The 26,736-nt window shown below is 70.3% G+C and carries 21 protein-coding genes and 2 pseudogenes; 6 read left to right on the forward strand and 17 right to left on the reverse strand.

Translation table 11 applies throughout. The features are described 5' to 3' along the window. Position 1: 1 nt before the first annotated feature. The 12 genes from OG823_RS27410 to OG823_RS27465 form a co-directional block, all read right to left on the reverse strand. Positions 2 to 259 carry an acyl carrier protein gene (locus OG823_RS27410; RefSeq protein WP_371482680.1) on the reverse strand — a complete coding sequence of 86 codons (258 nt, stop codon included), beginning with the start codon at positions 257 to 259 and terminating at the stop codon, positions 2 to 4. Positions 260 to 267: 8 nt separating this feature from the next. Beyond that, on the reverse strand, positions 268 to 1,584 hold the full coding sequence (locus OG823_RS27415; RefSeq protein ID WP_371482682.1) for a diaminopimelate decarboxylase: 1,317 nt from the start codon (positions 1,582 to 1,584) through the stop codon (positions 268 to 270). Further along, positions 1,581 to 2,948 (reverse strand): hypothetical protein, encoded by a 1,368-nt coding sequence (locus OG823_RS27420; RefSeq protein WP_371482683.1) that lies wholly within the window; start codon positions 2,946 to 2,948, stop codon positions 1,581 to 1,583. The genes OG823_RS27415 and OG823_RS27420 overlap by 4 nt, the downstream gene beginning before the upstream one ends. After that, on the reverse strand, positions 2,945 to 3,904 hold the full coding sequence (locus tag OG823_RS27425) for a 3-oxoacyl-[acyl-carrier-protein] synthase III C-terminal domain-containing protein (RefSeq protein WP_371482684.1): 960 nt from the start codon (positions 3,902 to 3,904) through the stop codon (positions 2,945 to 2,947). The genes OG823_RS27420 and OG823_RS27425 overlap by 4 nt, the downstream gene beginning before the upstream one ends. Positions 3,905 to 3,914: 10 nt before the next feature. Continuing rightward, entirely contained in the window at positions 3,915 to 4,742 is an 828-nt protein-coding gene (locus OG823_RS27430) for a class I SAM-dependent methyltransferase (protein WP_371482686.1), read from the reverse strand. Positions 4,743 to 4,754: 12 nt separating this feature from the next. Beyond that, positions 4,755 to 5,003 carry an acyl carrier protein gene (locus OG823_RS27435; RefSeq protein ID WP_371482687.1) on the reverse strand — a complete coding sequence of 83 codons (249 nt, stop codon included), beginning with the start codon at positions 5,001 to 5,003 and terminating at the stop codon, positions 4,755 to 4,757. Between the two features lie 149 nt (positions 5,004 to 5,152). Next, positions 5,153 to 5,572, reverse strand: a complete 420-nt coding sequence (locus OG823_RS27440; protein ID WP_371482689.1) for a holo-ACP synthase — start codon at positions 5,570 to 5,572, stop codon at positions 5,153 to 5,155. A 1-nt stretch (position 5,573) separates the two neighbouring features. Further along, positions 5,574 to 6,419, reverse strand: a complete 846-nt coding sequence (locus OG823_RS27445; RefSeq protein WP_371482690.1) for a hypothetical protein — start codon at positions 6,417 to 6,419, stop codon at positions 5,574 to 5,576. Continuing rightward, the gene (locus OG823_RS27450; RefSeq protein WP_371482691.1) at positions 6,419 to 7,285 is read right to left on the reverse strand and encodes a diiron oxygenase; all 867 of its coding nucleotides are present in this window, start codon (positions 7,283 to 7,285) and stop codon (positions 6,419 to 6,421) included. Before OG823_RS27450 ends, OG823_RS27445 begins: the two co-directional genes overlap by 1 nt. A gap of 177 nt (positions 7,286 to 7,462) precedes the next feature. Then, positions 7,463 to 8,512: a LuxR family transcriptional regulator gene (locus OG823_RS27455; protein ID WP_371482693.1), complete on the reverse strand. Its 1,050-nt coding sequence runs from the start codon at positions 8,510 to 8,512 to the stop codon at positions 7,463 to 7,465. Next, positions 8,509 to 9,309, reverse strand: coding sequence for a thioesterase II family protein (locus OG823_RS27460; protein WP_371482694.1), 801 nt, complete (start codon positions 9,307 to 9,309; stop codon positions 8,509 to 8,511). Before OG823_RS27460 ends, OG823_RS27455 begins: the two co-directional genes overlap by 4 nt. A 506-nt stretch (positions 9,310 to 9,815) precedes the next feature. Then, positions 9,816 to 11,102, reverse strand: a complete 1,287-nt coding sequence (locus OG823_RS27465; protein ID WP_371482695.1) for an MFS transporter — start codon at positions 11,100 to 11,102, stop codon at positions 9,816 to 9,818. Between the two features lie 192 nt (positions 11,103 to 11,294). Here OG823_RS27465 and OG823_RS27470 point away from each other — a divergent pair, with 192 nt between their 5' ends. Both OG823_RS27470 and OG823_RS27475 read left to right on the forward strand, forming a co-directional pair. After that, positions 11,295 to 11,627, forward strand: coding sequence for an ArsR/SmtB family transcription factor (locus OG823_RS27470; protein WP_371482697.1), 333 nt, complete (start codon positions 11,295 to 11,297; stop codon positions 11,625 to 11,627). Between the two features lie 46 nt (positions 11,628 to 11,673). Beyond that, positions 11,674 to 12,351, forward strand: a complete 678-nt coding sequence (locus OG823_RS27475; protein WP_371482699.1) for a pyridoxamine 5'-phosphate oxidase family protein — start codon at positions 11,674 to 11,676, stop codon at positions 12,349 to 12,351. Positions 12,352 to 12,441: 90 nt separating this feature from the next. On the opposite strand, the gene OG823_RS27480 is transcribed toward OG823_RS27475, so the two are convergent. Both OG823_RS27480 and OG823_RS27485 read right to left on the reverse strand, forming a co-directional pair. Further along, entirely contained in the window at positions 12,442 to 13,923 is a 1,482-nt protein-coding gene (locus OG823_RS27480) for an acyltransferase family protein (protein ID WP_371482700.1), read from the reverse strand. A 605-nt stretch (positions 13,924 to 14,528) separates the two neighbouring features. Continuing rightward, positions 14,529 to 15,856 (reverse strand): annotated as a pseudogene (locus OG823_RS27485) (IS1380 family transposase). Between the two features lie 160 nt (positions 15,857 to 16,016). Here OG823_RS27485 and OG823_RS27490 point away from each other — a divergent pair. Further along, positions 16,017 to 17,393, forward strand: a complete 1,377-nt coding sequence (locus tag OG823_RS27490; protein WP_371476415.1) for an IS1380 family transposase — start codon at positions 16,017 to 16,019, stop codon at positions 17,391 to 17,393. Positions 17,394 to 17,735: 342 nt separating this feature from the next. Here OG823_RS27490 and OG823_RS27495 read toward each other — a convergent pair whose 3' ends face one another. Continuing rightward, the gene (locus tag OG823_RS27495; protein WP_371482701.1) at positions 17,736 to 19,889 is read right to left on the reverse strand and encodes an AIPR family protein; all 2,154 of its coding nucleotides are present in this window, start codon (positions 19,887 to 19,889) and stop codon (positions 17,736 to 17,738) included. A 179-nt stretch (positions 19,890 to 20,068) separates the two neighbouring features. Between OG823_RS27495 and OG823_RS27500 the strand changes: the two are divergent. From OG823_RS27500 to OG823_RS27510, 3 genes and pseudogenes are all read left to right on the forward strand, one after another. Beyond that, positions 20,069 to 21,757: pseudogene (locus tag OG823_RS27500) on the forward strand (ISAzo13 family transposase); the annotation flags it as partial. Positions 21,758 to 21,789: 32 nt separating this feature from the next. Next, entirely contained in the window at positions 21,790 to 22,275 is a 486-nt protein-coding gene (locus OG823_RS27505) for a recombinase family protein (protein WP_371482703.1), read from the forward strand. Positions 22,276 to 22,291: 16 nt separating this feature from the next. Continuing rightward, entirely contained in the window at positions 22,292 to 22,597 is a 306-nt protein-coding gene (locus tag OG823_RS27510; RefSeq protein ID WP_371482705.1) for a hypothetical protein, read from the forward strand. Positions 22,598 to 22,948: 351 nt separating this feature from the next. Here the strand turns inward: OG823_RS27510 and OG823_RS27515 are convergent, their stop codons facing one another. Continuing rightward, positions 22,949 to 24,868, reverse strand: coding sequence for an ABC transporter ATP-binding protein (locus tag OG823_RS27515; protein WP_371482706.1), 1,920 nt, complete (start codon positions 24,866 to 24,868; stop codon positions 22,949 to 22,951). A 523-nt stretch (positions 24,869 to 25,391) separates the two neighbouring features. Beyond that, positions 25,392 to 26,585, reverse strand: a complete 1,194-nt coding sequence (locus OG823_RS27520; RefSeq protein ID WP_371482707.1) for an MFS transporter — start codon at positions 26,583 to 26,585, stop codon at positions 25,392 to 25,394. Positions 26,586 to 26,736: the final 151 nt, after the last annotated feature.

Consider the following 26,736-nt stretch of genomic DNA (forward strand, 5'->3'; position numbering starts at 1 on the left):
CTCACGCCCCGCCGGTCCGCTGGGACAGGACGTAGTCGGTGAGCGTGCCCACCGACCGGAAGTCGTCCATGTCCAGCTCCTCCGGGTCCACCGAGATGTCGACGGTGTCCTCCAGCACCATCAGCAGCTCCAGTACGGAGGTCGAGTCCAGGTGCAGGTCCTCGAAGAGCCGGGCGTCCTCGGAGAGGTCGCCGACGGCACGTTCCAGCACCTCGCTGAGGGCCGCCTCGACCGCGGACACCACGTTCTGACGTTCCATCTTCCGTGTCACTCCTCTGCTGCGGGGCCGGGCAGCCCGTTGACGGCCGGCGGTCCGAAGTCGACGAGGCGCTGCTTGGCGAGCAGTTCCTCCTGGTGGTCGCGCTCCCGGACCAGGTGCGCGGTGCCGCGGTGGACGAGCACCTCGGCGGGGAAGCCGTGGCTGAGGAACAGCCCGGGCGAGGCCGTCGGTCCGTACGCGCCGGAGCGCTCCACGCCCAGCAGGTCGCCGGCGGCGACCGGCGGCAGCGGGACCTTCCTGCCGATGACGTCGTTGGGCGTGCACAGCGGCCCGGTCACGGTGTAGACGCCCTCCGGCTCCTGCCCGTGGCGGGTCAGCGAGCGGATCGGGAAGTTGCGCTTGACGAAGCTGCCGACGCCGACCGCCGCCATGTGGTGGTTGGTCCCGCCGTCCGCGACCACGAACCGCTCGCCCAGCGACTCCTTGACGTACAGCGCGCGCACCACGTACGTGCCGGCGAGAGCGGTCAGATAGCGGCCGAGCTCGTTGATCAGCCGGCAGCCGGGGTGCGCCCGGACGAAGGGTTCGACGACCTCGTTGATCCCGGCCACCGTGGCCGCCAGGTCGAGGTCCTTCTCGTTGTCGAAGTAGGCGACGCCGAAGCCGCCGCCGAAGTCGACCGTCTCCAGCGGGACGCCGAGGGTCTGCGACAGCTCCTCGGCGAGCGCCAGGATCTGGCGGGTGTTGTGCACCAGGTCCTCGGCGTTCAGGAAGCGGGTGCCCATGTAGGCGTGGAAGCCGCGGACCTTCACCCGGCGAAGTCCGTCGATCACCGGCCGGGAGCGGCGCAACAGCTCGGCGTCGATGCCGAACTGCCGGGGCTTGCCGCTCATCGCCAGCCCCGAGCCCTTGGTGTGGAAGTCCGGGTTGACGCGCAGCAGCACCGGCACCTCCTCACGGCCGGCCTCGGCCGCGATCTCCTCCAGCGCGCGCAGCTCGTCCAAGGACTCGCAGACGACGGCGTGCAGGCCCGCCGCCACGCAGGCCTCCAGCTCCGCGCGGGTCTTCCCGGGCCCCAGGAAGATCACGTTCTCCGGCGCGATACCGGCCCGGCGGACCGTCATCAGCTCCACGAGCGAGGAGATCTCGGCGCCGGCGCCCAGCGAGCCGAGGTACCCGGCGATCGCGACGTTGGGATTGGCCTTGAGCGAGAGGAAGACGTCCACCGCCGGGTGGAGCCCGTCGCGCAGCGTGCGGTAGACCTCGTGCAGCACGTCGGCGTCGTAGACGAACAGCGGTGTGCCGAACTCCTCGGCGATGTGTGACACGGGAATGCCCTGCACCCGCAGTTCCCCGGCGTTCACGGTGTCCTCCCGGCGTGGTCGAGTCGGCGCAGCCGGTCGGTGACCCGGCGGTCGACCGAGGCCAGGCCCTCCCGGTCGGCGGCGAAGAGCAGGGTGTACAGCCGGCCGTCGAACGGCCCGTCCCGGCCGGCCTGGGCGTTGACCGTGCCGTAGCAGGTGACGATCAGGCCGGTGCCGTCGACCGGTGGTTCGGCCAGCTCGCCGAGGGCGTCGGCCACCTCGTCGAAGGACAGCGGCCGGTCGAGCCGCAGGGGGTAGTGCCTGGCCAGCGCCGCGCCGCCCGGGCGCAGGAAGCGCTCGGTCACCCGACCCTGGTAACTGGACATGTTCAGACGGGCGTTGATCTCCAGCACCGGGTAGACCAGCTCGTCGGCCCCGAGCAGGGCGTCCACCCCGACGACCCCGAAGAAGCCGTCCGCGTGGAGCCGCGCACCGAGCAGGACGGCGGCGTCGGCCAGAGCCTCGTGCTGCTCCGGGGAGAGCCCGGCGGGCATCACGTGTCCCAGGTGCACGCCCCCGGCGGTCAGCGCCTCCTTGGCGAAGTCGAACCGGACCTCTCCGCCGCGGTCGATGGTGAACTGGTAGTTGAGGTCGAAGCGTTTGGGCAGGAACCTCTCCACCACCACGTGGATGGCGTCACTCCCGGAGGTGCGTGCGCGGCGGTCGACCATGCGGAGCAGCCGGTCGGCCCGGGCCCGGTCGTCGAGCACGATCAGACCCTTGCCGGAGACGCCGTAGGCGTCCTTGACGATCACCGGGCCGCCGTCGCGCAGCCCTTCGTCCAGGGCCCGGCGGAGTTCCTCCACCGTCTCGCAGCAGAAGCCGGGGATGGTGCGCAGGCCGAGCTCCTCGGTCAGCCGGCGACTGTAGATCTTGCTGTTGACCCGGGCCGAGGTCTGCGGGTCGGGCACCGCCGGGCGCAGCCCGGTCAGCCGGCAGATCTCCTGCTCCAGCGGCGAGTTGCCCATCGGCATGAGGTGGGCGCCGCCGTCGGCGAGCCGGCGCAGCCGGTGCAGCAGCTCCGGCGAGTCCAGCACGGCCGCGCTGGTCCCGCCGGCGCCGGCCGGGGCCCGGGTGACCAGCTCGGCGGGCGCCCCGAGACCGGACTTCTCGACGTAGCCCCGGTAGCCCTGGTCCAGCGGGCGGTCCAGCAGCAGGAAGTCGGTCGGCTCGGCCAGCAGCGCCCCGAGCTCCTCCATCCGCTGGACGGTCGCGGCGGTGGCCGTGACACGCGGCGCCGGCAGGCCGGTGAAGCCGTGCGCCCACTGCTTCTCCACCTCGAAGTTGCAGAGCCAGACGAACCGCGCGTCCCGGTCGCCGGTGAGCGCCTCCTTCAGGTCCGCGGTGTACGCGGTGCCGGTCATCGCGCGTCTCCCTTCCGATGGGTGATCACCATGGCGCCGAAGGTGGCGCCCAGGCCGACCGAGACCAGGACGTAGTGACGCCCCTCGACGAGCCGGCCCTGCTCGCGCAGCGTGGTGTAGTTCACGAACACGTCCGAGGCGTAGCAGTGGCTGTACAGCGGGATGTTGTCGAGGAAGAACCTGGCCGGGTCCGCGCCCATCTCCTTGATCGTCTGGCGCCAGGAGACCGCGTTGACGTTGTGCGGAACGACCAGGTCGATGTCGGCGAAGTCCAGCCCGGCCTCCCGGACGGCCGCCAGGATGACGTCGCCGAGCACTCCGGCGTAGGCGGCGCCGAAGCCCTGGACCTCCTCCCGGGTCATGTCCAGCCCGGCCGCGTACTCGCCGAGCGTGCGGGTCAGGAAGGAGCGCACCGTGTCCCCGGATCCGCCGGTGGTCACCAGGCAGGCGGCGGCCGCGTCCGCCATGATCGCGCTGTTCGGGATCAGCTGGACCTTCGGCGAGTAGGCCCGCTCCCCGGTCACCATCAGCGCGTACGCACCCGGCCGGCCCTCCGCCCGCAGCAGCTCGCCGGCCAGGTCGACGGCCCCGAGGCTGCTCACGCAGGCCTGCTGGGTGAGGGCGAACGCCTCGGCCTCGTGCAGTCCCAGCTCCGCGCGGATGACCCGGGCGGCGTCGATGTGCGGCGGGGTCAGGGTCTGCATGGTGTGGGCGTAGATCACGTACTCGATCCGCCGCCCCTGCGGCAGCGCCGCCAGCGCGCGGCGGGCGGCGGGGAGCACCAGGTCGAAAAGGCCGGTGCCGGGGTCGAACCGCAGCCGGTCCAGACCGTAGATCTTCCGGAACACGCCGATCTCGGCGCGCCGCAGCCCCAGCGGGCCGGCCAGTTCGTCGATCCGCACGCTGCGTTCGGGAAGGAACGACTCGATCCGCTCCAGGGTGGTCGCGGTGCTCATCGGTGCCCCCTCAGCTGCCGGAGAACTCGGCGCGGACCAGCCAGCTGCGGGCCGCGCCCCGGCGCTCGCGCGGCTGCACCTCGTACGGCCAGCGGCCCTGCCCGGCGCCGGGCTCCCCGGGCTCGCGCAGATCCCGGACCTTCCACCCGGCGGCGGCCAGGAACTCCTCCGGGTCGTCGGTGCCGAACAGCCAGGGCGTGCCGTCCTCCCGCAGGCCGTTCAGGAACGCCTTGGAGAACGGGCTGCGCAGCAACGCCCGGCTGACGAAGTCGACGGCCAGCCGGCTGCCGGGTGCGGAGACGGATCCCAGCGTGGCGAGCAGACCGGCCGCCTGCTCCTCGGTGAGGAAGAACATCAGGCCCTCCGTGACCCAGAGCGTGGGCCGCCCGGGGTCGAAACCGGCCTCGTGCAGCGCGGGCAGCCAGTCGCCGGCCAGGTCGGCCGGAACCTCGCGGCGCTCGACGGCCGGTTCGGCGCCCAGCGCCGCCAGCCGGCGGCGCTTCTCCTCGACCAGGCCGGCGTGGTCCACCTCGTACACCGTGGTTCCGGCCGGCCAGTCGAGCCGGTACGCCCGGGTGTCCATGCCGGCGGCGACCAGCACGACCTGCCGCAGGTCGCTCTCGCGCAGCACCGTGTCGATGCTGTCGTCCAGGTACCGGGTGCGGATCGCGATGAACGGGACGAGCCCGCCACCGCCGTACTTGTCCAGGAGCTCGAAGCCGCGCGGGGCGGCCAGCTCCCGGGCGAACTCGTCCCGGAAGAGGGCGTCGCCGGTGCGCTCGGACTCCACGGCCCGGGCGGCGGCGGTCCACTGGGCCGTGTACGAGACAGCTTCCATGGCGGGTGCCTCCTAGGGGAGTCGGGCGGGGGCGAAGAAGGTCTTCTCGATCGCGGAGAGCGTCTGGAAGTCCTGGATGTCGATGCTGTCGAAGTCGATCTCGGTGCCGCTCGCGCTCTCGATCACGTAGACCAGCTCCACGAAGGAGAGCGAGTCGACGAGCCTGCTCTCGATGAGGTTCTCGTCCGGTGCGACGGAGACCCGGTCCGGGTGCCGGCCCAGGATCCAGTCGCGGACGTCGTCGATTCCTGGCGAAGCCATGGCCACTCCTCGGTTTCTCTCCGGCCCGCGGTGGGGGCCGGTACCGGCCCCCGGGGTCGGGGACGGCGGGTACGGGGATTCGGGGATTCGGGGGTACGGGGATTCGGGGGTACGGGGGCAGGGGGGTGCGCCGGCTCTCGGGGCGGCGGCTACCGGGGGTCCGGGGCCAGTGGCTGCGGCTGCCCGGAACCCGTCCGGGCGAAGGCGACCGCGACCGCGCAGGGTTCGTCGTGCGCGATGCTCACGTCGATGCCCTCGATGCCGGCCTCCCGGGCGAGCCGGGCGGCGCGCCCGCTCAGCCTGACGACCGGCCAGCCGCCGTCGTCGCGCAGGATCTCCACGCCGAGCCACGGCAGGGTCTGCCCGGACTGCCGGAACAGCTTGAAGACGGCCTCCTTGGCGGCCAGCCGCCCGGCGATGCCCGCGACGTCCGGGGCGGCCGGCGCCGAACAGAGCCGCAGCTCCCGCTCGGAGAGCATCCGGGCGAGGGCCGGGCCGGCTCCCGGAGCGAGCAGCTCGCGCACCCGGCCGAACGGGACGAGGTCCACTCCGACCCGTCCGCCGGACATCTCAGGACACCTGTCGCGCGGCGGTCCGCACCGCGTCCAGGGCCTGCGCCGCGTCGTCCCCGTGCAGGTCGAGCAGGACGGAGAGCCAGCGCTCCAGACCGAAGGCCACGCAGCTGCTGTAGGCGAAGTCGTTGTGGGCGAGCCGGATGTCGCAGCGCTCGCCGAAGAAGTTGCGGTGCGTGTTGACCGAGGAGATGGCCAGGTCACCGACCTGGAACTCGTACTTGACCGGGCTGAGCTTCTGCAGCAGCGCGCGGCCGCCGTCACTCTGGAAGAACGGGTCGAACGCGGGGACCTTGTCCAGCTTCAGCGAGAGCGCCTCGGCGAACGCGGCGATCCGCTCGCCGAACACGCCGATGACGTCCTGGGTGTGCTCGAAGGAGCCGAGCGCCACGATCTCCCGCATCTGGAAGCTGAGCAGTCGGCGCAGGCCCTCGTAGCGCTCCTCGGCGCGGAAGCAGCGGTTGACCAGGGTGGTCAGGGTGTCGGGGGCGACGACGGTGTTCCGATGGTACAGAAAGGCGCTGTAGCAGGTCGCGTGCGGGAGGCCGACCTGCGCTCCGGTCAGCGCGGAGGGCGGGAAGACACCGTCCGCCGGCTTCGCCCCGCCGTCCGCCAGATCGAGCCGGGCGGCCACCAGGGCCAGGTGCGGGAAGTTGGTGTAGACGTCGAACCGCTCCAGGTCGGAGACCGGGTACAGCGGCGGCGCGAGGATCTCGCCGGCGCCGGCGGACCGGCCCCACCCGCTGAACGTCCGGTCGAGCTCCAGGAGGAGGTCGGTGCGGCCGGGGTCGAGGATGACCAGCCCCTCGGAGAGGTCCGCGGCGTGCGGCAGGGTGTGGCCCATCAGATGATCCCCGTCCTCTCCAGGTACTTGGCGGTCTTGCGGAAGACCCTCTTCTCGAACTCGGTCCGGGCCGGGGAGTCGAGCAGTTCGCGTCGCAGGTCCAGCGGGTTCTCGATGCCGGCGTCCCGGTACACCTGCGGGTTGTAGAGCGTCTCGAAGCTGTAGGTCATGTAGCGGCGCAGGTAGCCGGCGATCTCGGCCAGCTCCGCCTCGGTCGAGGTCCGCTTCACGTCCTCGGCGAGCACGGAGACCAGCTCGCGGCCGAAGGCGATGTGCCGGGACTCGTCCTGGTGGTGGATGCGGTTGATGGCCCGGATCGTGTCGTGCAGCCGATCGTCGACCGCCATCCGGGAGTTGAAGTGGTCGACCAGCTCCTCGAAGATCAGGATCCGGGCGAAGACCAGCAGGCTCTCCACGTTCGACCGGGGGATCTCGGCGGCCGCGCCGGCCGGCTGGCGGTAGATCTTCCCGCCGTAGCGCAGGCAGAATTCGGCGAAGAACCACATGTGCTCGTTCTCCTCACCGATGAAATGGTGGAAGAACTCCGACGGCGTCTCGAAACCGGTGGTGTGGATCCGGCGGGTGACCTCGATGAGCAGCTCGCGGATTCCGTGCACGTTCAGGCTGTAGAAGTTGATGCTCTCGTGCCGCGACAACGCGTGCAGCTGCTTCTCGGTGAGCCGGTCGAGAGCCTCGGTGCCGTGAGTGGTGGTGAGTTCGGAACTCATCCACCACATGTCCTCGGGCAGGCTTTCCGGCCATTCGAAGAGCTTGTACGGGTTGTAGTAGTCGTCGATCGACTTCGTGGTCAGACGATCGAGGACTTCCAGGAACCGGTCGTCCTGGTTGATCAGCTTGCTGACCATGCTGGAGTGACCTCCGGGGATCTCCGGCCGCCGCCTGATGGTCGGCGGACCCGACGTTCGTGCCGTTGTTCCCGGCACTTCTCGACCGTATGGAGATTCCGGTGGGCCCCGCAATGTCCTGATGCGGTGTGGCCGCTTGCGGCCACCCGGGGCCCGTCGGCCCCGGGTGGCCGTGATTCAGTCGGCGGTGCGGGCCACCTGCCGGGGCGGCCGGACCATGGCCCGGCCGCTGCCGCCCGGACCGGTCAGGAGGCCGGCGCGGACGGCGGCCGCACCGGCCTGGAACCGGCTCTCGGCGTGCAACTCCTCCATGATGGTGGCCAGATGACGGCGGAAGGTGCGCGAGGACATGCCGATCCGCCGGGCCACCACGTCGTCCTTGAGCCCGGAGGCGAGCAGGTCCAGGATGGCGCTGCGGACCTCGTCCAGGGTCTCGCCGTAGCTGACGACGTTCGCGGCGAAGTCCGTTCCCGACTGCCAGGCGTACTCGTAGTGGCGCACCAGCCGGGAGACGATCGTCGGTTCGTAGACCACGGTGACGGCCGGGGCGCCCTGCTCCGGGTGCGGGTCGGGGAGGAAGGCCACCTCGCCGCCCACGATGACCAGGTGGTCGAAGGCCTGGTTCGAGGTGCGGACCCGCGCACCCGACTCGACCAGGGCGCGAAGACCGCCGCGCGAGACCAGGCTGGTGCGGGCGGTGTGGGGAAAGAGCGCCCGTATTCGCACCCCCGGCGACAGGCCCGGCAGGTCGAGCGCGGGGGAGTCGTGACCCTGGCCGGGGGCGAGCGGCTCCATGGTGAGGATCTCGGACCGGCAGTCGCGCACCGCCTCGGCCAGCCGCAGCCGGGCCTGCTCCGGATCCTGGTTGCTCAGCACCGGATCCTGCCGCAGCTGGGTCCGCTGGAGGTTGCTGAAGGTGTCGGTGAACGAGCGCAACTGGTCGTGGAAGTCGGCCAGTTCGCGCCGCTTGTCATGGATCGCCTGTTCCAGCGGCAGGATCAGCTCCAACTGGGCGCTGTCCGGGCTGACCGCGGCCAGGTAGCCGCGGGTCTTGCAGTACTTGACCAGCTTCAGGGCGCGCAGGGTGTCCAGGGCCTGCTCCGCCCGGTCGACCGGGAGGTCCAGCTCCTCGGCGATCTCCGAGATGCTGAGGCACCTCCTGGCCAGCATCAACTCGTAGACCCGCTGCGCCACGTCCTCGTCGGTCTCGTCCAGTACCTGCTTCACGGCCGGCCTCCGGTGCCTCGCGGGGTGGAATCGATGCCCAGGTCGGCCGTGATCACCGTGACGATGGCCGCCAACTGCTCGTTCAGGAAGAAGTGGCCCCCGGGGAAGGAGGCGAGCCGGAAGTCCTGCGCGGTGTGCCGGCGCCAGGCCAACGCGGCGTCGGGGTCGAGGTAGGGGTCGTCCTCCGCGAAGAGGAAGGTGAGCGGAGTCTTCACCAGCGCGGCGGCGGGCGCGCGGTAGCGCGAGTTGGCGCGGTAGTCGGTGCGGATCACCGCCATGATCGACTCGCGGTACTTCGGCCGCGCCAGCAGCCGCTCCGGGATCCCGCCCAACTCCCTCAGCTCGGCGAGGATCTCCGCGTCGTCCCGCGGGAGATCCAGGCCCAGCCCGGCCGAGGGCGAGCGCCGCCCCGAGACGAACAGCCGTACCGGCTGCACCCCGGCCTCCTCCAGCCGCCGGGTCACCTCGAAGGCGACCACCGATCCCATGCTGTGGCCGAGTACCGCGACCGGCGGCCCGGGGCTCCCCAACGGCCCGTCGGCCCGGAGGAGTTCGGCGCTGATCCGTTCCGCCAGCTCGCCGATGTCGTCGATGCCGGGGCCGGCCGGCCCACCGCGCCGGCCCGGGTACTGGACCGGCAGCGCCTGCACGGCGGCGGGCAGCGCGCCGGACAGGGCCCGGTAGGTGCCCGCGGACGCCCCGGCGTGCGGACAGCAGACCAGCCGCAGTGCGGTTTCCGGGGAACGGTCGAATATCCGGATCCAATCGGTGCTGTTCGTGGGAAGTGGTTCTTCCATCGGGGGTGTCCATCCCATCCGGTCACTGATCAGCGAAAGGCCGAAATTCCGCGAGTGGGCGGAACTTCACGCGAGAAAGGAGATACGCGACGGTAGGCGCTGAGCATTCCCCGTGCGATGATGGCCGACGGGGAGGCGTCGGCGGAAACCGGAGTGCAGTGCGTGCCCGAGCGGTCAATCGGGCGTGTGCGCACATGAGCTGGCGGAACGTCAGCTTACCTCTTGACTCTTGCCTGTCAACCGATCTGGGTCCGTGTGCGATGTGTTCCCTCTGGGGCCGCCGGTGAGAGGTGGAACTCGCTGGCCGAAATCACACCATGGGCCGGTTCGGTGGGGCGGCTGTCCCGCAAATCGGTTCGGCCGGAAGGCGCCACCGCGAGAATGCCCCGGCCGACGGCGCCGACTGTCGGGGTCGACTGTCGGGGTCGGCTATCGGGGCCGGCCGGTGGCGGCCGGACGCATCGCGCCGCGGCCGGCCGCCACCTCACCCCCGGCGGGACCCGCGGTCACTTCGCCGCCGGGGAGACCGGCACGGTCGAGGCGGCGGGTTCGCCCTCGGCCGACTCGCCCTCGGCCGACTCGCCCTCGCCCTCGTCCTCGGCCTCGCCCTCGCCCTGCCCCGGCCGGCCGGTCAGTCGGGCCACCAGGGCTGCCGCGACCACGAAGGCAGCCGCCGCCGGCAGCAGGTACACCGGGGAGTCGAAGGCGCTCAGGAGGATCGCGCCGAGCACGCTGGAGAGCGAGATGGCCAGGTACATCACGGCGGCGTTGAGGGAGACCACCAGCGACTCCGCGCCCGCCGGTGCCAGCGCGATGATGCGGTGCTGCTGCGGGGCCGTCACCGACCACGACCCCAGCCCGGCCAGCGCCACCATCAGTACGGCGGGGAGGAAGGATCCCCGGCTCGGCACCATGGCGAGGAAGACGGCCGCCAGCCCGAGAGTGGCGGTGATGACCACCCGGCGCGGACCGTGGCGGTCGGCGAGGCGGCCGGCCATCAGGTTCCCGCCGGTGCCGGCCAGTCCGAAGACCAGCAGCAGCAGGGCCACCCGGCCGCCGTCGCCGAAGGTGGCCGGGGCGAAGACGGAGCTGATGTACGTGTAGGGCAGGTAGATGCCGACGAACGCCAGCAGCGTGCAGCCGAGCACCCCCGCCACCCGGCGGTCGGTGAGCGGCGACAGCCGGGTGCGCAGCCGGGCGGCGGTGCCCAGGCGGATGTCGGGCAGGCGCAGTGCGATGACGGGCACCACGACGAGGGCCAGCGCGGTGACGAACCACATGGTCGCCTTCCAGCCCAGCGCGTTGCCGATGGCGGTGCCGAGCGGCGCACCGAGAGCGAGCGATGAGGTCAGGCCGACCGTCACGATGGCGATGGCCCGCCCCCGGCGCTCCGGGCCCGCGAGGGCCGCCGCCGTCGCGCCGGCGTTCGGGGTGAACATCGCCGCGCCGGCCGCGGCGAGCACCCGTGAGGCCAGTACCAGCGGGTAGTCCGGGGCCAGTGCGGTGACGACGTTGCCCACCGCGAAGACGACCAGCGCCGTGAGCAGGACGGTGCGCCGCGACCAGGTGCCGGTGAGGGCGGCCAGGACGGGCGACAGCACCGCGTACGCGATGGAGAAGACGCTGACCAGCTGTCCTGCCGCCGCGACGCCGACGCCCAGGGAGCGGCTGATGTCCGGGAGCAGGCCGGCGATGACGAAGGCGTCGGTGCCGACCGCGAAGGTGCCGAAGGCCAGGACCATCACGTGGGCCCGCCAGCGGTCGTCCCGGGGGGATTCTGCGGTGTCGGTCATGGGTACGGCTCCTGTTCCGATGCTCGACGTCTGTTACGATCGGCATCGTAACTTATTCCGATGACCATCGTCATGGTCGATGAGGATCGGAGAAGGTTCGGATGCCGGCCCGGGAGGAGTGGATTCCGATGTGTATCGTCGGCACCGGGGCTCGTCGAGAACGACGACGCGCGTGGCGAAGAGAGGCGAACGATGCAGGACACCTGGCTGCCGCAACCCGACCTCGCGGAGGTGGAGATCGGCCTGGTCCTCCAGGCGCTGGCCGATCCGGTGCGCCTGCAGATCGTGCGCCTGCTCGACGCGGCGGGAGAGGGCTCGTGCACCTCGCTCGACGTGCCCGTCAAGCGCTCCACCGTCTCGCACCACCTGCGCACCCTGCGCGAGAGCGGCGTGGTGGCGACCCGGCTGGTGGGCAACTCCCGGCTGAGCCGGCTCCGCCGCGACGATCTGGAGAGCCGCTTCCCGGGGCTGCTGACCTCGGTCCTGGCGGCCGACCCCCCGGCGGTGCGTCCGCTCGCCGGATGAGCCGGCGGGCGGCGGCGTCCGCCCGATCGGCGAGAAGGAGTACGGCATGAGCCGTTTCGCCCACTTGGCCTACACCGACACGGTGCGCCTGGTACAGGAGGAGCAAGGGAGTGCCGCGGCTGTCGGCCGACGGCTCGCCGAGGGCGACGAGCCGGACCGGCTGGCCGCGGACGAGAGCGCGTTCATCCACTCCCGGGACGGGTTCTACCTCGCCAGCGTCGGCGAGACGGGCTGGCCCTACGTGCAGTTCCGCGGCGGGCCGCCGGGCTTCTGCCAGGTCCTCGACGAGCGGACGATCGCCTTCGCCGACGTCCGCGGCAACCGCCAGTACATCAGCACCGGCAACATCCGGGCGGACGGGCGGGTGGCGCTGTTCTTCATGGACTACCCCCGCCAGGCCCGTCTGAAGATCCTCGGGCGGGCAGCCGTCCAGGGCCTGGACGACGACCCGGAGCTCACCGCCCGGCTCTGCGGGCTACGCACCGAAGGGCTGGTCGAACGCCTGCTCCTGATCCGGGTCGAGGGCGTCAACTGGAACTGCCACCAGCACATCACCCCGCGCTTCTCGGAGGCCGAACTCCGGCCCCATCTGGACCGGTTGCACCGGCGGACGGCCGCCCTGGAGGAGGAGAACCGGCTGTTGCGGGCCCGGCTCGGGATGCCCGACCGGGTGGATCCGGAGGGAGCGGACGACACCGGCTCCCTTCCGGGCGAGGCTCTCTGACGGGCGGTCACCGTGGGCCCGGGCCGCGCGGACGCCGCTGCCCGCACCCGGGCGGGGTGCGGGCAGCGGCGGGGTGAGGCGCTCGGGATCTCAGCGTGAGCCGGCGGTCACGTCCCCGGCCCGCTCCGGTCCGGGCTGGGCGGGCAGCACGGCCGTACCGCCCGGCTGCGGGTCACCCGGCCGCGAACCGCCCGGCCGGGCGGCGCTCGCCCCGGCACCGTCCGATGCCGTTCCGTCCGGTCCGGATCGCGACCCGCCCGGGCCCGGTCCGGCGGCCACGGCCGGCAGCCCGCGCTCCACCGCCTTGAGGACGCGCCGTCCGAGCTTCTGCATGGGCAGTTCCACCAGGCGGTACAGCAGGTAGCTCACCAGCAGGACCACGGCCAGGAACTCGGCCGTCCAGAGCACCTTGCCGCCCGCCGTGTGCGGGACCGGCGGCACGTGCAGCCGCGGGGCGAGGGTGTGGAGCAGCGGGATGTGCAGCAGGTAGACCGAGAAGCTGACGGCCCCCAGCCAGGTCAGCACCCGCGGGAACCTGCGGCGGCGCAGCATCAGGCCGACCCCGAAGGTCGCCCAGGCGCCGAAGTAGGCCGCCGACCAGGCGACCCAGCCGGCCGTCCAGGTGTTCTGCTGCATCCCGTCGCGGTTGTACATCCAGCCGACCAGGACACCGGCCACGATCACGAACCCGCAGCAGAACGCGGCCTGCATCCGATCGATCTGGCCGTGCTCGGCTCGGTACACCGCGGTGCCGGCGAACATGGTCGCGAAGATCATCCAGGTCTCGAAGGACGGCGCCCGGCTGTTGAAGACGACCAGCACCAGGCCGAGCCCGGCCAGCAGCAGCGCCCCGGTCCGGGTCAGCGTCCGGTTGCCGCTCAGCATGCAGGCGAGGCCCATGGCCACGATCACCGCGGCGGCCAGCACCAGGTTGCGGGTGGACGAGAGGTCGGTGGTGAGGGTCATCGGGGCGATGGCGGTGCCCAGCACGAGCGCCACCGTCGCGGAGCCCACCGCGATCGGGCCGCTGCGCCGGTGCCAGCCCAGACTGAACAGCGCGGTCACGAAGTAGTAGAAGACCATCTCGTAGCAGAGCGTCCAGGTGACGTTCATGCTGTTGATGACGCCCAGCAGATCCTGGAGCATGATGCCGTTCGCGACCAGCGAGATCAGGTTGTGGCCGGTCCGCAGGAGCGCCACCGAGCCGTCGCCGCTGGGCAGGATCATGATCGAGAGCGCCAGGGCGGCGATCATGGCCGGGTAGATCCGGAATATTCGTCCGACCCAGAACGCCCGTATGTCCCCCCGGCGTTCGAGCGACGCGGGGATGATGTAGCCGCTGACCACGAAGAACAGCATCACCCCGTACAGCCCCGGGTCGAAGTGCCACCAGACGAAGCCGCCGAACGGCAGCATGCCGAGCAGGTTGAAGTGGTGCATGGCCACGGTCAGCGCGGCGAGTCCGCGAAGCGCGTCCAGCCAGCCGAGCCGGGCGGCGGCCCGACCGACGGTGGACGGGACCTGGGCGCTTCCGGCGGTGGCCCGGGGTAGCCACCTGCGGTTTCTGTTCACCGCAGGGACGGTAGCCCATCACCCCTGGTTCGTCGAACATCGGCCATGGCACTCGAACGCGCAGCCGGGGCGGACCGGTCACCGCGGGCCACCGCGCCCGCGGTGGCCCGCGGAGCCCGCAAGACCCGCGACGACCCGCAAGACCCACGACGACCCGCAAGACCCGCGGGAAAACGCGAAATGCGGGCCAGGATTTCTCCCGACCCGCATTCTCTCGCCGACCGCATCGGCGATCTGTTGTGTCCGAGGGGGGACACAAACCATTTCCCCACCGGTGTTCTCGCTGGTCAGCGACCTGCATCTGGACTCGGCGGTGAGCGATGCCGGGGATTCATGAGGCTTCCATCGCAATGGGGCAAACCTGAACGAAGGAGCCGGCAGTCAAACCAACCAACAGTCTGGACTACGGCTCGCGTCTACCGAGCCCGCAGTGGCGGAGCCGTTGGTCGGCCTCAGCCCGAATCCACCGGGCTGATTCCGAACTGATCGTTTCGGCGGCTTGGTCGGGGTGACCGGTTGGAGGGTGTGGGGTGTCCGCTGGTCTGCCCAGCTCTTCCACGTTTGCTCCGGTTGGGCCCTGGCGGGCGGGGTGGTCGGGTCTGCGATCAGGTGGGCGGGGCGTGGGCGGTGTCGAACAGGTCGGTGAAGGCGTGTTGCCAGGGCCATCGGCGGGGCAGGTGGAGTGTTTGCCGACGGGCTGAGCGGGCGAGGCGGGCGGGGACGTTGATCAGGTGGGCCCGCAGGGTGGCGGTGGTCGCTCTGGCGTGGAAGGAGCCGGCGAGGCTGCCGGCGGCCCGCAGCAGGTTGTGGGTGATCGCCCACAGGGTGAGCCAGGCGTTGTTGGCCTGGAAGTTGCCGGAGGGCAGGTGGGCCAGGGCCGATCCCTTGCCGTCCGCGATGACCTGCTCGATCGTGGCGTGCTGGCGGTGCTGCAGCTCGGCCTGGAGCATCTCGAACGGGCTGTCGGTGAACACCGGGTGGTAGCGCCAGGCCGTGAAAAGCTCGCCCTGCCCGGCCGCGACCTCGGCGTTCAGGCGGCGGACGCGGCGCACGACCAGGCGCGCGGTGACGTGCTCGGCCTTCTTGCGGCCGGTGAACGCGGTGTAGGTAGTCTCGGCGACCTCGGCGTCCACGCGGCCTCGTCGATGGCGCTGATCGCGGCGGCGACGTGCGGGTTCATCCGCACGGTCACGGAGAATCGGGCGTTCGCCCGGCGGCAGGCGGCCACGACGTCGGCGTTGTAGAACTGGCTGTCCGCGCGGACGATCACCGTGCCGCTCGCGCCGGCCTGCCGGGTGGCCGCGAGGGCCTCGGCGGTGAAGGGCCCGGCTCCGCGGGCGTCGGCCGCTTTGCCCCGCCGCAGTCGGACCGCCGCTATAACCGGGCGGGCCGACGGGGTGGAGAGGGTGGCGAGGATCGGGTGCAGGGTGCGTACGCCCTTGAACCGGCCGACCTCGGCGCCCTGCTTGCCGCGGCCGTAGACGCGTCGGTGGGTGGGGTCGATGTCCACGAACGCCACCAGGTCGACGCCGGGCAGCAGTGGCGTGGTGCGGGCCAGGCGGGCAAGGAAGTCCCGGTGAACCGCGTGGAGTTGACGGTTGTGCCCGTGCGTGAAGGCGCGCAGGAAGGTGCCCAGGGTGGACGGCGCGCGCACCCCGCCGAACAGTCGGTCCATCGCGCCGTGCCGGAGCCGGTCGGTGTCGTCGATGGAGTCGGCCCCGGCGCACATCGCCGCGACCAGCGTCATCGCCTTCGCGGCCGGATTGGCACCGGCACCGCTGCCGGCGCCTTCGATGCGCAGCCTGTCGCCGACCAGGGCGGGCAGGTCGACGCGCTCGGCCAGGCGGACCAGCGGGAGCAGTCCGGCGTCTGCGATCAGATTCGGCTCGTCGAACACGACGGAGACGGCCGAGACAGCATGAGAGGATTGCACTTACGAGATGCCTTGCCGATCGTGCGTGGTGGAGCCTAGCCTCGCGCTTTCATGAGCGGCTCGTCCAAACCTTGATCAAATAAACGGAGAGTGCTTCTGACCTGCAACGATGGGACTTGTCTAGGGTCCTGTCCGCTGCAAGGAAAGAAGCACTCTCCAGGTGAAGAAGCTTATCGGGTCCTACCCGCGCGTCCGCGTCCAGGGCGACGGCGGTGCGGTGGTCTCGCAGGCCGGCGGGGTGCTGCTGGTGGAGACCGTGCGCAAGACCGGGTTGGACACAGCGATATCGGCGGCGCTGGCGCCGTGGCGCAAACAGCGTGCGGTGCACGACCCGGGCAAGGTGCTGCTGGACCTGGCCCTGGCGGTGGCGCTGGGCGGGGACTGCCTGTCGGACGTGGCCGTGCTGCGTGCCGAACCGCAGGTGTTCGGGCTGGTGGCCTCCGACCCCACCGTCTCGCGCCTGGTGGAGACCCTGGCCGCGGCCGGGCCCCACGCGCTGACCGCGATCCGCCGGGCCAGGGCCGAGGTCCGCGAACGGGTCTGGAAGCTTGCCGGGGCCGATGCCCCCGACGCCGGAGGGCAGGTGATCGTGGACATCGACGGAGTGCTGGTGCTGGCGCACTCCGAGAAGCAGGACGCGACCGCGACCTGGAAGCGGACCTTCGGACACCACCCGCTGGTCGCGTTCGTCGACCACGGAGCGGGTGGTTCCGGGGAACCGGTGGCCGCACTGCTGCGGCCGGGCAACGCCGGCAGCAACACCGCCGCCGACCACATCACCACCACCCAGCTCGCCCTGGCCCAACTTCCCAAGCGCCACCGGCGTGGACGCCGCACCCTGATCCGCACCGACTCCGCAGGAGGCACCCACGACTTCCTGAACTGGCTGACCACACGCGGCCGGTGGCTGTCCTACTCGGTCGGGATGACGATCACCGACGCGGTCCACCAGGCCGTGCTCCATGTCCCGGCCCCGGCCTGGACGCCCGCGGTCGAACCCGACGGCCAGGTCCGCGACGGCGCCTGGGTCGCCGAACTCGCGGGCGACGTCCTCAACGGCTGGCCGAAGGGAATACGGCTGATCGTCCGCAAGGAACGACCGCACCCCGGAGCCCAGTTGAGGTTCACCGACGCCGACGGGATGCGCCTGACCTGCTTCGCCACCAACACCCCCGGAACCGCGATCGCAGCCCTGGAACTGCGGCACCGCCAGCGCGCCCGCGCCGAGGACCGCATCCGCGCCGCCCGCGACACCGGCCTGCGCAATCTCCCCCTGCACCACACCGCCCAAAATCAGCTCTGGCTGGAGATCGTCCAACTCGCCCTGGACCTCCTCGCCTGGATGCCCACGCTCGCCCTCACCGGCCGAACCCGCAGATGGGAACCCAAGCGCATGCGGCTGCGACTGTTCTCCGCCGCCGCCCGCCTGGTCACCACCGGCCGCCGCCGCATCCTCCGCCTGGCCAACCACTGGCCCTGGACCGACGTGATCACTACCGCGTTCAGCAGGCTGCAAGCACTACCGAACCCTGGCTGACCAGCGACAACGACCCACCCCGACGAGCAGCCGAACACCTCCGGAACCGTGGAATCCGACGCGCACCCGACGCGACAGTCGGGCCCTCGGCCTACCCACCACTACCCACACAAGCCGAAACGGCCCGCCGACCACGCCAACGGACCGTCATGAAAAATCGAGGCTAGAGAACTCCCATCATCGCAGGTCGCAAGGCATCTCTTCGTTGCACGGGGCTTCCCTGGCAGCAATCACCCGGTGGATTCGGGCTCAGCGTTGCCTGGCTCCGGAGCCAGGCAACGCCTACCTTGGGCGAAGACCTGCCCCGGAGCGGCACTCTGCTATACAACAATTCGCCAGCTGTCAGCGATCCTCGACGATGCCCTCTCGGAGAAGTCGCTTTGCAATCTGAACAAGCGTCTCATCGTCCGCCGTGGCCCAGCGGCGAGGGCCCCGTACGCCAGAAGGTGGGGACATGCCTGCGGCGATCATCGCTGTGGTGACCAGGTTGCTCGGGGAGTAGCGCTTGTCGTCGTACTCCCAGATGAGTGGCTGCTGGTACGGCGGCTCGTTGGTCCACCGTACGCGGCCACGGCGAGGGTCCTGCTGGATCCAGGGGAGCATCTGATTCCGCTCGCGCTCTGTCCCTGCCTTGAACAGCAGGAGGGCTCCCTCCGGCAGGGCGGATGCCTCCTGAATGACCTTGATGGCGTCCTTCATGCGAGAGATGCCGACGGTTCGAGCGGTCTCTGTCGAGTCTGCGCTGCCACTTCCGTTCTGTGGTGCCGCCGGCTGATGCCGCCGCGGCTCGGGGAGGCTCACCCGCGTGCCGGAGTACTCGCTCAGTGCTGTCTCGACCAGATGGCGACACTTGGAGTGGTTCTTGAAGAGCGGTTGGAGGAAGGTGTTTGCCGGATAGGCGGCGTTCACTGCGTTCCGCAAATGCTCAGCCAGTAGCCGGGTGAGGTCGGGAACCTGATCAAGTAGACCCTCGGCTTCGGCCTCTGGGTTCTGAATGACCTTGGCAGCTTCGAGCTGAGACATCACCAGGTGCGCGATCAGGCGGTTGCCATGAACCAGGACTCCCGATGCCTTGCTCGCGAGGGAGTTCTTGAGGCGACCGAGTTCTGTCTCAACCTGGCGCAGAATGAGCACACTGTTCCAGAGCCGAGCGACGTCCAAGTGGGCCGGGAAGAGCGCCAGGTAGGTGGGATCATTGGTGGATGCCCAGAGCAGGCTGACCTGGCGCTTGGCATCGACGGCGAATGCTGGGTCCGGATTGGCGCAGGCCAGGGCAATGGCTGCCTCCTCGACGTCGCACCCTGCAGCTCCGGTGATCGGCTGCGCGCTGCGTTTGACGCCGTAGGCCTTGTCGAACTGCAGGCGCAGTTGCGCCCGGATCCGGTCCTGGCCCGGGTCGAGCGCGACGAAGTCGCGGGCGCCGACGCCGTTCTGGGTGTTGGTCGCGCGGGTCACGCTGGCGGCGAAGCCATCGGGGCAGCCGTCCAGGGCGATGACGCGGATCCAGATCGCCGCGTCCTCGAGGAGCGCTTCGTCCCTCTGTAGAAGGGCGTGGATGCTGGCGGCCGTCTGGGCGCCGTTCACTACGGTGGCACCGCTGAGATGGAATTGGCCGTGGGCTCGGTTCTGGCTTCCGCGTGCGGCCCGGTTCACGCTCTCGGCTAGTACGGTGATGCCGTTGTTGAAGTACCAGAAGTGTTCCGGTTCCTGGTCAAGGGTGGTGACCAGGGCGTCGTTGACCGCGGTGCTGCCGAGAGCTTCCCGGATGTTCCCGTCGAAGAGGCGGTCTCCGTACTGGTCGTACCACCCGGCGATGTCGATGGCCGAGGCGACGCCGTAGTACGCCTGGTAGGGCGTCTGGACACTTCCCCAGCCCGAGAGGTTGAGAGTGAGGTCGACCTTCTGCGACGCCGTCCCGTGAGTCAGGAATCCGTGAAGGTCCGCTGAGCCCAGGACCCGGAGGCTCACCAGGTCGTCCCCGCCGTCGTTGATCTCGGTCAGCAGGTCGACCAGCGGGCGTTGTACTTCTGCCGGGAGTTGGTCGCCACCGGTTGTGGCGATCGCGATGACGATGCGCGTTTCAGGTTCATTGAGGCTCGACTCGATCGCCGGCATGAGGCGGCGGACGCGCTCGTTGAACGGATCGGGGTTGCTCCGGAACAGGTCGCGAGTGCCCTGGACGAGCTTGAGGGCCTCGCCCGCGTTGAGGGTCTTGCGTCCGTCGGCGTGCCATTTCGACTGGACCAGGATGATGCGGTGATGGTCCGCGTCGACGGCCACCGCGTCGATCCCGTTGTCGTTGAAACCGTCGACGACGCACGCCGCCGCATCGGCCGGGCTGAAGCCCGTGAGCATCTGGACGGCCAGAGCGGAGAGGCCTCGGGTGAGGACAGCGGAGTCCGTGTCGCCGCGGCCCGCAAGGTCGCTGAGGTCAAGGTGCGGTCCGATGGTCCGCTGAATCGAGGCCGCGATCTGGCGGATGTGCAGGATGCTCAACTCGGCTCCCCCGTAAACGTTGGTGTGGAGATCTTACGGTCGATAGCAATGGTGATGGGCACGAGCCGAGTGCCCTCAGTGCGTTGGCGATACGGGGGAGGGCGTTGACCCAAGGCCGGGTAGTTAGGCTTGCCGGAGAACAAAGCGTTGCTTCCCGTTCCGGGCATCGTTGTTGTGGTATGGGCGTATCTCTGGAGATCGAGGCGTCGCTGACGGCGAAGTTCGAGGTGCTGTGCCCGCATCTGGATGAGCGGCAACGCCGCCTGGCAGCTGGGGCTGAGGCGCGATCGTTAGGGCATGGCGGGATCCGGGTGGTGGCTCGGGCTGCGGGAATGCGCGAAGGTACCGTCTCGCGTGGAGTGGACGAACTGGACGGCGCGGTGGAGCCGAGCGGTCGGGTCCGCCGGCCCGGCGGGGGCCGCAAGAAGCTGGCCGACCTGGACCCGGAACTGGTGCCCGCGCTGCTGGCGCTGGTCGAGCCGGACATGCGCGGGGATCCGATGTCGCCGCTGCGCTGGACGACGAAGTCGACCAGGAATTTGTCCCGGGAACTGACGGCGGTCGGTCACCGCTGTTCGGCCGACACCGTCGCCGGCCTGCTGCGCGCCGAGGGCTTCAGCCTGCAGGGCAACGCCAAGACGATCGAGGGTAAGCAGAGCCCCGAGCGCGACGGGCAGTTCCGCTACATCAACGAGCAGGTCAAAGCCTTCCACGCGGTCGGTGACCCGGTGGTGTCGGTGTACACGAAGAAGAAGGAGTTGATCGGCGAGTACCGCAACACCGGCACCGAGTGGGCGCGGGCCGGGCAGCCGGTCCCGGTACGCACCCACGACTTCCCCGACGAGAGGCTGGGCAAGGCGATCCCCCCTACGGGGTCTACGACGTGTCGGCGAACACCGGCTGGGTCAACGTCGGCATCGACCACGACACCGCCGCTTTCGCCGTGGAGTCCCTGCGCTGCTGGTGGACCGCGATCGGCAAGGACACCTATCCGCAGGCCGGACGGCTGCTGATCACCTGCGACGCCGGCGGGTCCAACAGCTACCGGCGCAGGTCCTTCAAGACCGAGCTCGCCGCGTTCGCCGAACAGACCGGCCTGGCCGTCACCGTCTGCACACTGCCGCCGGGCACATCGAAGTGGAACCGCATCGAGCACCGCCTGTTCGCCCACATCAGCATGAACTGGCGCGGCAGGCCCCTGACCAGCCACGAAGTCCTACTGAACTGCATCGCCGCGACAACCACCAGTACCGGACTGACCGTCACCGCAGCTCTGGACGCCAACAGTTACCCGGCCGGAATGACGATCGGCGACACGCAGATGGCAGCTCTGCCGCTGGACCGCCACGACTGGCACGGGGACTGGAACTACACCCTGCGCCCCGAGAAACACTGCCGCGACGGCATCCCACCGATCCCGCCCCAGGACCTGCTCGGACCGGGCCGCTCATGGCTGGCCCACCTCGCCCTGACCGGCATGCCGGACGAGCAGTGGAGCCAGTTCATCGCCGCACTGAGCACGGCACGAGAAGGCCAGCGGGAAGCACCTCCACCAACGACGCGGCGGTGACCGGCAGAAAGCGCCCGCGCCCGGTCGCTACACCGGCCGGCGCCCCGGCCTCACCCTCGTCCACCGGCTCCTGGCCACCCTCCTCTACCAGCGACACCGGCTTCCGCAAGTGACGATCGCCCCGCTCTTCGGAATGGTTCCCCAGAGCCTCAACCGGGCCGTCAGCCAGACCCGGCGCCTCCTCGACGAAGCCGGCCACACCATCGAACCCGCCGACACCCGACTGGCAACCCTGGACGACCTCATCGGCCTCGCCACCCGCCACGGCATCACACCACCGTCAGAGATCAAGACAGCGAGTGATTTCCGGCAAGCCCTAACTACCCGGCCTTGGGTCAGGGCCCCCTCACCAATCCTCGCTATACCGGCCATCAGGTCTGGGCCAAGCAGCGGAAGGATGAAGTCCTCTTCGACACCGAAGACGTGGCGCTGGGTCACATGTCAGTGATGCGCTGGAATCCCAGTGACAAGTGGATCTACTCCAGTGAACCCGTCCACGAGGCCATCATCGACAAGGAGACGTTCGAGCAGGCGCAGGCTGTCCTTGCCTCCCGTGGCTGTGGCCCGAAGAAGCAGACGGGCTATCGCACCACGAACCACTACGCCTTCAAGAGCGCCCTCTGCTGCGGGTTGTGCAACCGCAAGATGCAAGGTCAGCAAATTCACGGTGAGCCGTACTACCGCTGCCGCTTCCCCGACGACTACGCGCTCGCGGACCATGTTCAGCACCGGCGCAACGTCTATGTTCGCGAAGCGGACCTCGTCGGGCCGCTGGACGGGCTGGATCGCCCGGGCCTTCGCTCCCGGCCGCCTTGAGCGCACCCTGGCAGCCATGGTCGAGGCCCAGCGGGACGACTTGTCGACGGCAACGGACGCCTCGGCGGCTGAGGATGCTCGACGAGTCATCAAGACGAGCGACGAGAAGATCGCTCAGTACCGGAGCGTGCTCGAAGCCGGTAGAGACCCAAAGCTGGTTGCCCTCTGGACCAACGAGGTCCAGGCGGCAAAGGCCGAGGCACAGATTCGGCTGAAGGCCCTGCCCCGGACAGGGGCACCTGTCTCGGGAAGCAGATCAAGGCTCTGGTGGCCAAGATCACCGACATGGCAGCCGCGATCAGCCACGCGAGGATCGAGGTGAAGACACCCGTCTACCAAGCCTTTGGGGCTGTGAGGCACCTACTACCCGGGGCGAAAACAAGGTGCGGGTCGAGGTGAACCTCGACCCGCACCTTCTGAGCACTATATCTCCCCGTGGGGAAATGCTTGGTGTCCGAGGGGGACACGCACCATTTTCCCACGCGCGTTTGTGCTGGTCAGTGACCTGGAGCTAGATCCACCAGTGGTGGTATCGGATGAGTGCTGACGCGGATGGGCCTCCGGGAACGTGGGAGTCGAGCCGTCGTCCAGCTGCATTCCGAGGACGGGAAGGGTGCCGCCGCCCGCCGGCGGGCGGTGGGGGCGCGGCGGACCGCAGCGCCCGGCCCTCTGCCTACGCCACCGCGACTGCCTCCCCCGCGCCCGCGGTGTCTGTCACGTTCTTCCCGGGTGCGTGCTTCTCGAACTGCGTGCGGTGCAGCTCCGCGTACCGGCCGTCCGCCGCGAGCAGTTCCTCGTGTGTGCCGCGCTCCGCGATCCGTCCGCCCTCGATGACGAGGGTCACGTCGGCGGCCCGGATGGTCGACAGCCGGTGGGCGATGACGACGGCGGTCCGCCCCTCCAGGGCCTCCGCGAGTGCCTCCTGGACGGCCGCTTCCGAGGTGTTGTCCAGGTGGGCCGTGGCCTCGTCGAGGATGACGACGCGCTGGCGGGCCAGCAGCAGCCGGGCGATGGTCATGCGCTGGCGTTCGCCGCCGGAGAGCCGGTAGCCGCGCTCGCCGACCACGGTGTCGAGGCCGTCGGGCAGGGAGCGTACGAGGTCTTCGAGGCGGGCCCGTTGCAGCACGTCCCACAGTTCGTCCTCGGTGGCCCCGGGCCGGGCGAGCAGCAGGTTCTCGCGTACGGAGTCGTGGAAGAGGTGCCCGTCCTGCGTGACCATGCCGAGAGTCGCTCGCATCGAGGTGGCGCTCAGGTCGCGCACGTCGACGCCGCCGATCCGCACGACTCCCGCGTCGGTGTCGTACAGCCGCGGCAGCAGCTGTGCGATGGTCGACTTTCCGGCGCCGGACGAGCCGACCAGCGCGACGGTCTGGCCGGGTTCGGCGCGGAAGCTGATGCCGTGCAGGACCTCGGCTCCGTCGCGGGTGTCCAGGGCGGCGACCTCCTCCAGTGAGGCCAGGGAGACCTTGTCGGCGGACGGGTAACTAAAGCGGACGTCCTCGAACTCCACGGCAACCGGCCCTGCCGGCACGGCGCGGGCGCCCGGCTTCTCCTCGATCAGCGGCTTGAGGTCGAGCACCTCGAAGACCCGCTCGAAGCTGACGAGGGCGCTCATGACCTCGACGCGAGCCCCCGCGAGCGACGTGAGCGGCGCGTAGAGGCGGGTCAGCAGCAGCGCCAGGGCCACCACGGCGCCCGGCTGCAGGGTGCCGCGCAGCGCGAACCAGCCACCGAGCCCGTAGACGAGCGCGAGCGCCAGGGCGGAGACCAGCGTCAGGGCGGTGATGAACGCCGACTGCGCCATCGCGGTGCGCACCCCGATGTCCCGCACCCGCCGGGCCCGCGCCGCGAACTCGACGGACTCCTCCTCGGGCCGCCCGAAGAGCTTGACCAGGGTGGCGCCGGGCGCCGAGAACCGCTCGGTCATCCGGGTGCCCATCGAGGCGTTGAGGTTGGCGGCCTCGCGCTGGAGCTTCGCCATCCGGCTGCCCGTCCGCCGCGCGGGGATCACGAACACCGGCAGCAGTACCAACGCGAGCAGCGTGATCTGCCAGGACAGGGTGAGCATCACGGCCAGGGTGAGCATCAGCGTCACCAGGTTGCCGACGACACCGGAGAGGGTGTTGCTGAAGGCGCGCTGCGCTCCGATCACGTCGTTGTTGAGGCGACTGACCAGCGCTCCCGTACGCGTACGCGTGAAGAACGCGACCGGCATGCGCTGCACGTGATCGAACACAGCCGTCCGCAGATCGAGGATGAGCCCTTCGCCGAGGGTCGACGACAGCCAGCGGCCGAGGATTCCGAACGCTGCCTCGGCCAGCGCGATGAGGGCGATGAGCAGGGCAAGGCGTACGACGGTGCCCTGGTCGCCGTGGGACACGATGACGTCGACGACGCGCCCCGCGAGCACCGGCGTGGCGACGGCGAGCAGCGCGGTCACCACGCTGAGCGCCACGAACTGCCCGATACGGCGACGGTGCGGTCGGGCGAAGGTGGCGATCCGCCGCAGCGTCGCGCGGTCGAACGGGCGGCGCTCCTGCTGCGCGTTCATGACGCTGTGCAGTTGCATCCAGGCTGTGCTCTCCATGCTCATAGGAGAGAAGGTATGACCTCAAAGCCACCTGAAGCCAAGGGGGACCTCAATCCGCCCTGGATCCAGCATGCCACCGTGTGAACTGTCGGCCGTTCCGCGAGTCGACGGCAGGTTCGAGAGGCGCCGGTCGGTGCAGCCCTGCATGGCGATCGGTGCTTCCGGCCTGCTAGCCAGGAGTGGCGCCGACATGTGTACACCACCTCGATACGGACACGGCTGTTGCCGGACTCAAGACACACGGCATCCGAAATATCGGCGCGGCCCCCGATCGCTCAAGGGTTGTCGCCTTGACACCCAGGGCGCTCGAGAGCTTCTCGGTGCGGCCGGCGGTGCCGGTGTACTGGCGCTGCACGCCGGCCGAGCGGACGCCCTTGTCTGCTCAGCGCCGTCCTGTCCTTTCTGACGGTACGGCGGCCGGAGGGCGTTCAGGCCCACCACTGACGGTACGAAGGCAGGTGCCGGCTGTCGTGTCCCCGCGCGGGGACACGACAGCCGGCACCTGCCTTGCGCGCCACCATGGGTGCTACGCGGCGACGACAGCCGGCCGGCGACGGCCGAGGAGCCGGCCGCAGCCGACCACGGCGGTCGCCGCGCCGAGCATTCCGACGGCGCCGGCGAGGCTGCCCACGGCGGCGGCGGTGGCGAGCAGGATCAGGGGGCAGACGAATTCGCCGAGGAAGAACGCCATGTTCCACAGGCCCGTGCCACGCCCGCGGTTGGTGTGGTCGAGGAGGGCCACCGTCCGGGTCAGCAGGGTGGGCAGCAGCATGCCGGCGCCCAGGCAGTTCAGGACGGCCCCGATGACGAGAACGGGCGTGCCGGTGGCGAAGGACATGACGCCGAAGCCCGTGGCGCACAGGGCGAGGACGGCGGGCAGCAGTTGCTCGGCGCGTCCGGCGACCCGGGTGAAGACGATCGCACCGACGACGGTGGCGAGGCTGGCCGCCGCCGTGGCGGCGCCGACCGCGGCGGTGGCTGTCACGCCCAGGTCGTCGAGCAGGTAGGCCATCTCGACGGGCACGGTGTAGAAGACGATCGCACCGAAGAAGGTCAGCGCGCAGGAGGCGGAGAGCTTGCGCCAGGGGAGGGCACGGCCGGCGTCCGGCTCGGTGGCCGTCCCGGCGACGTGGGCCGGTGTCCGCAGGACCGCGGCCATCACGGGGGCGAGCAGCAGGCTCACCGCGTAGGCCCAGAACGGTGTGCGCCAGCCAGCCGACCCCATCGCCCCGCCGAGGACGAAGAAGGCGGTCGCCGACAGGGCCGAGCACATGGTCTGCAGGGCGAGGTAGCGCTCGCGGGTACGGCCGGACCAGTAGTCGCCGATCAGTGCGGTGCAGCAGGTCATGATCACCGCTTCGGCCACGCCGACCAGCGCCCGGCTGGCGATGATCGCGCCGAGCGAGTCGAGCCAGAGCGGGGCCGTGCCCACGAACGCGTACGCGACGGCCGCGCCGACCAGCAGACGCCTGCGCCCGAGGCGATCGGCCAGTAGGCCCGCGAAAGGCGCCAGCAGGGCGAGCGACAGCGCCGGGATCGTCAGGGCGACCGGCACCAGGGTGGACGCCCCCGGTGTGGCGGCGAAGTGGTCCTGCATCCGGGGCAGCACGGGGGCGATGAGGACGGCGCCGAGGATCGGCAGGCAGCTGCCGGCCATCAGCAGTGCGGCCAGCAGCCGGCGGGTGGGCTCGACGTTTTCGCCGGATGGGGAAGTGGGCACGGTGCTCTCCGTTCGGTGGGGCCACGAGGGTGGAGATCACCGGGCGGCGGCGCCGAACCCTGCAGGGCATCTCAGCAGGGAGGGCAGGCCGAAATCCCGGGCTCGCGCGGCGGATTCGCCAGTGAGGTGGCGAGGCAGTCGCCATCTTGGA

The organism is Kitasatospora sp. NBC_00315 (assembly GCF_041435095.1).
Lineage (GTDB): Bacteria > Actinomycetota > Actinomycetes > Streptomycetales > Streptomycetaceae > Kitasatospora.

What these genes read in the sequence shown, in the direction of transcription:
- OG823_RS27425 (WP_371482684.1), bottom strand. Translation starts at nt 3,904, where the DNA reads ATGAGCACCGCGACCACCCTGGAGCGGATCGAGTCGTTCCTTCCCGAA.
- OG823_RS27435 (WP_371482687.1), bottom strand. Translation starts at nt 5,003, where the DNA reads ATGGCTTCGCCAGGAATCGACGACGTCCGCGACTGGATCCTGGGCCGG.
- OG823_RS27510 (WP_371482705.1), top strand. Translation starts at nt 22,292, where the DNA reads ATGGTCGAGGCCCAGCGGGACGACTTGTCGACGGCAACGGACGCCTCG.
- OG823_RS27465 (WP_371482695.1), bottom strand. Translation starts at nt 11,102, where the DNA reads ATGACCGACACCGCAGAATCCCCCCGGGACGACCGCTGGCGGGCCCAC.
- OG823_RS27430 (WP_371482686.1), bottom strand. Translation starts at nt 4,742, where the DNA reads ATGGAAGCTGTCTCGTACACGGCCCAGTGGACCGCCGCCGCCCGGGCC.
- OG823_RS27440 (WP_371482689.1), bottom strand. Translation starts at nt 5,572, where the DNA reads ATGTCCGGCGGACGGGTCGGAGTGGACCTCGTCCCGTTCGGCCGGGTG.
- OG823_RS27470 (WP_371482697.1), top strand. Translation starts at nt 11,295, where the DNA reads ATGCAGGACACCTGGCTGCCGCAACCCGACCTCGCGGAGGTGGAGATC.
- OG823_RS27450 (WP_371482691.1), bottom strand. Translation starts at nt 7,285, where the DNA reads ATGGTCAGCAAGCTGATCAACCAGGACGACCGGTTCCTGGAAGTCCTC.
- OG823_RS27475 (WP_371482699.1), top strand. Translation starts at nt 11,674, where the DNA reads ATGAGCCGTTTCGCCCACTTGGCCTACACCGACACGGTGCGCCTGGTA.
- OG823_RS27410 (WP_371482680.1), bottom strand. Translation starts at nt 259, where the DNA reads ATGGAACGTCAGAACGTGGTGTCCGCGGTCGAGGCGGCCCTCAGCGAG.
- OG823_RS27515 (WP_371482706.1), bottom strand. Translation starts at nt 24,868, where the DNA reads ATGAGCATGGAGAGCACAGCCTGGATGCAACTGCACAGCGTCATGAAC.
- OG823_RS27420 (WP_371482683.1), bottom strand. Translation starts at nt 2,948, where the DNA reads ATGACCGGCACCGCGTACACCGCGGACCTGAAGGAGGCGCTCACCGGC.
- OG823_RS27460 (WP_371482694.1), bottom strand. Translation starts at nt 9,309, where the DNA reads ATGGAAGAACCACTTCCCACGAACAGCACCGATTGGATCCGGATATTC.
- OG823_RS27445 (WP_371482690.1), bottom strand. Translation starts at nt 6,419, where the DNA reads ATGGGCCACACCCTGCCGCACGCCGCGGACCTCTCCGAGGGGCTGGTC.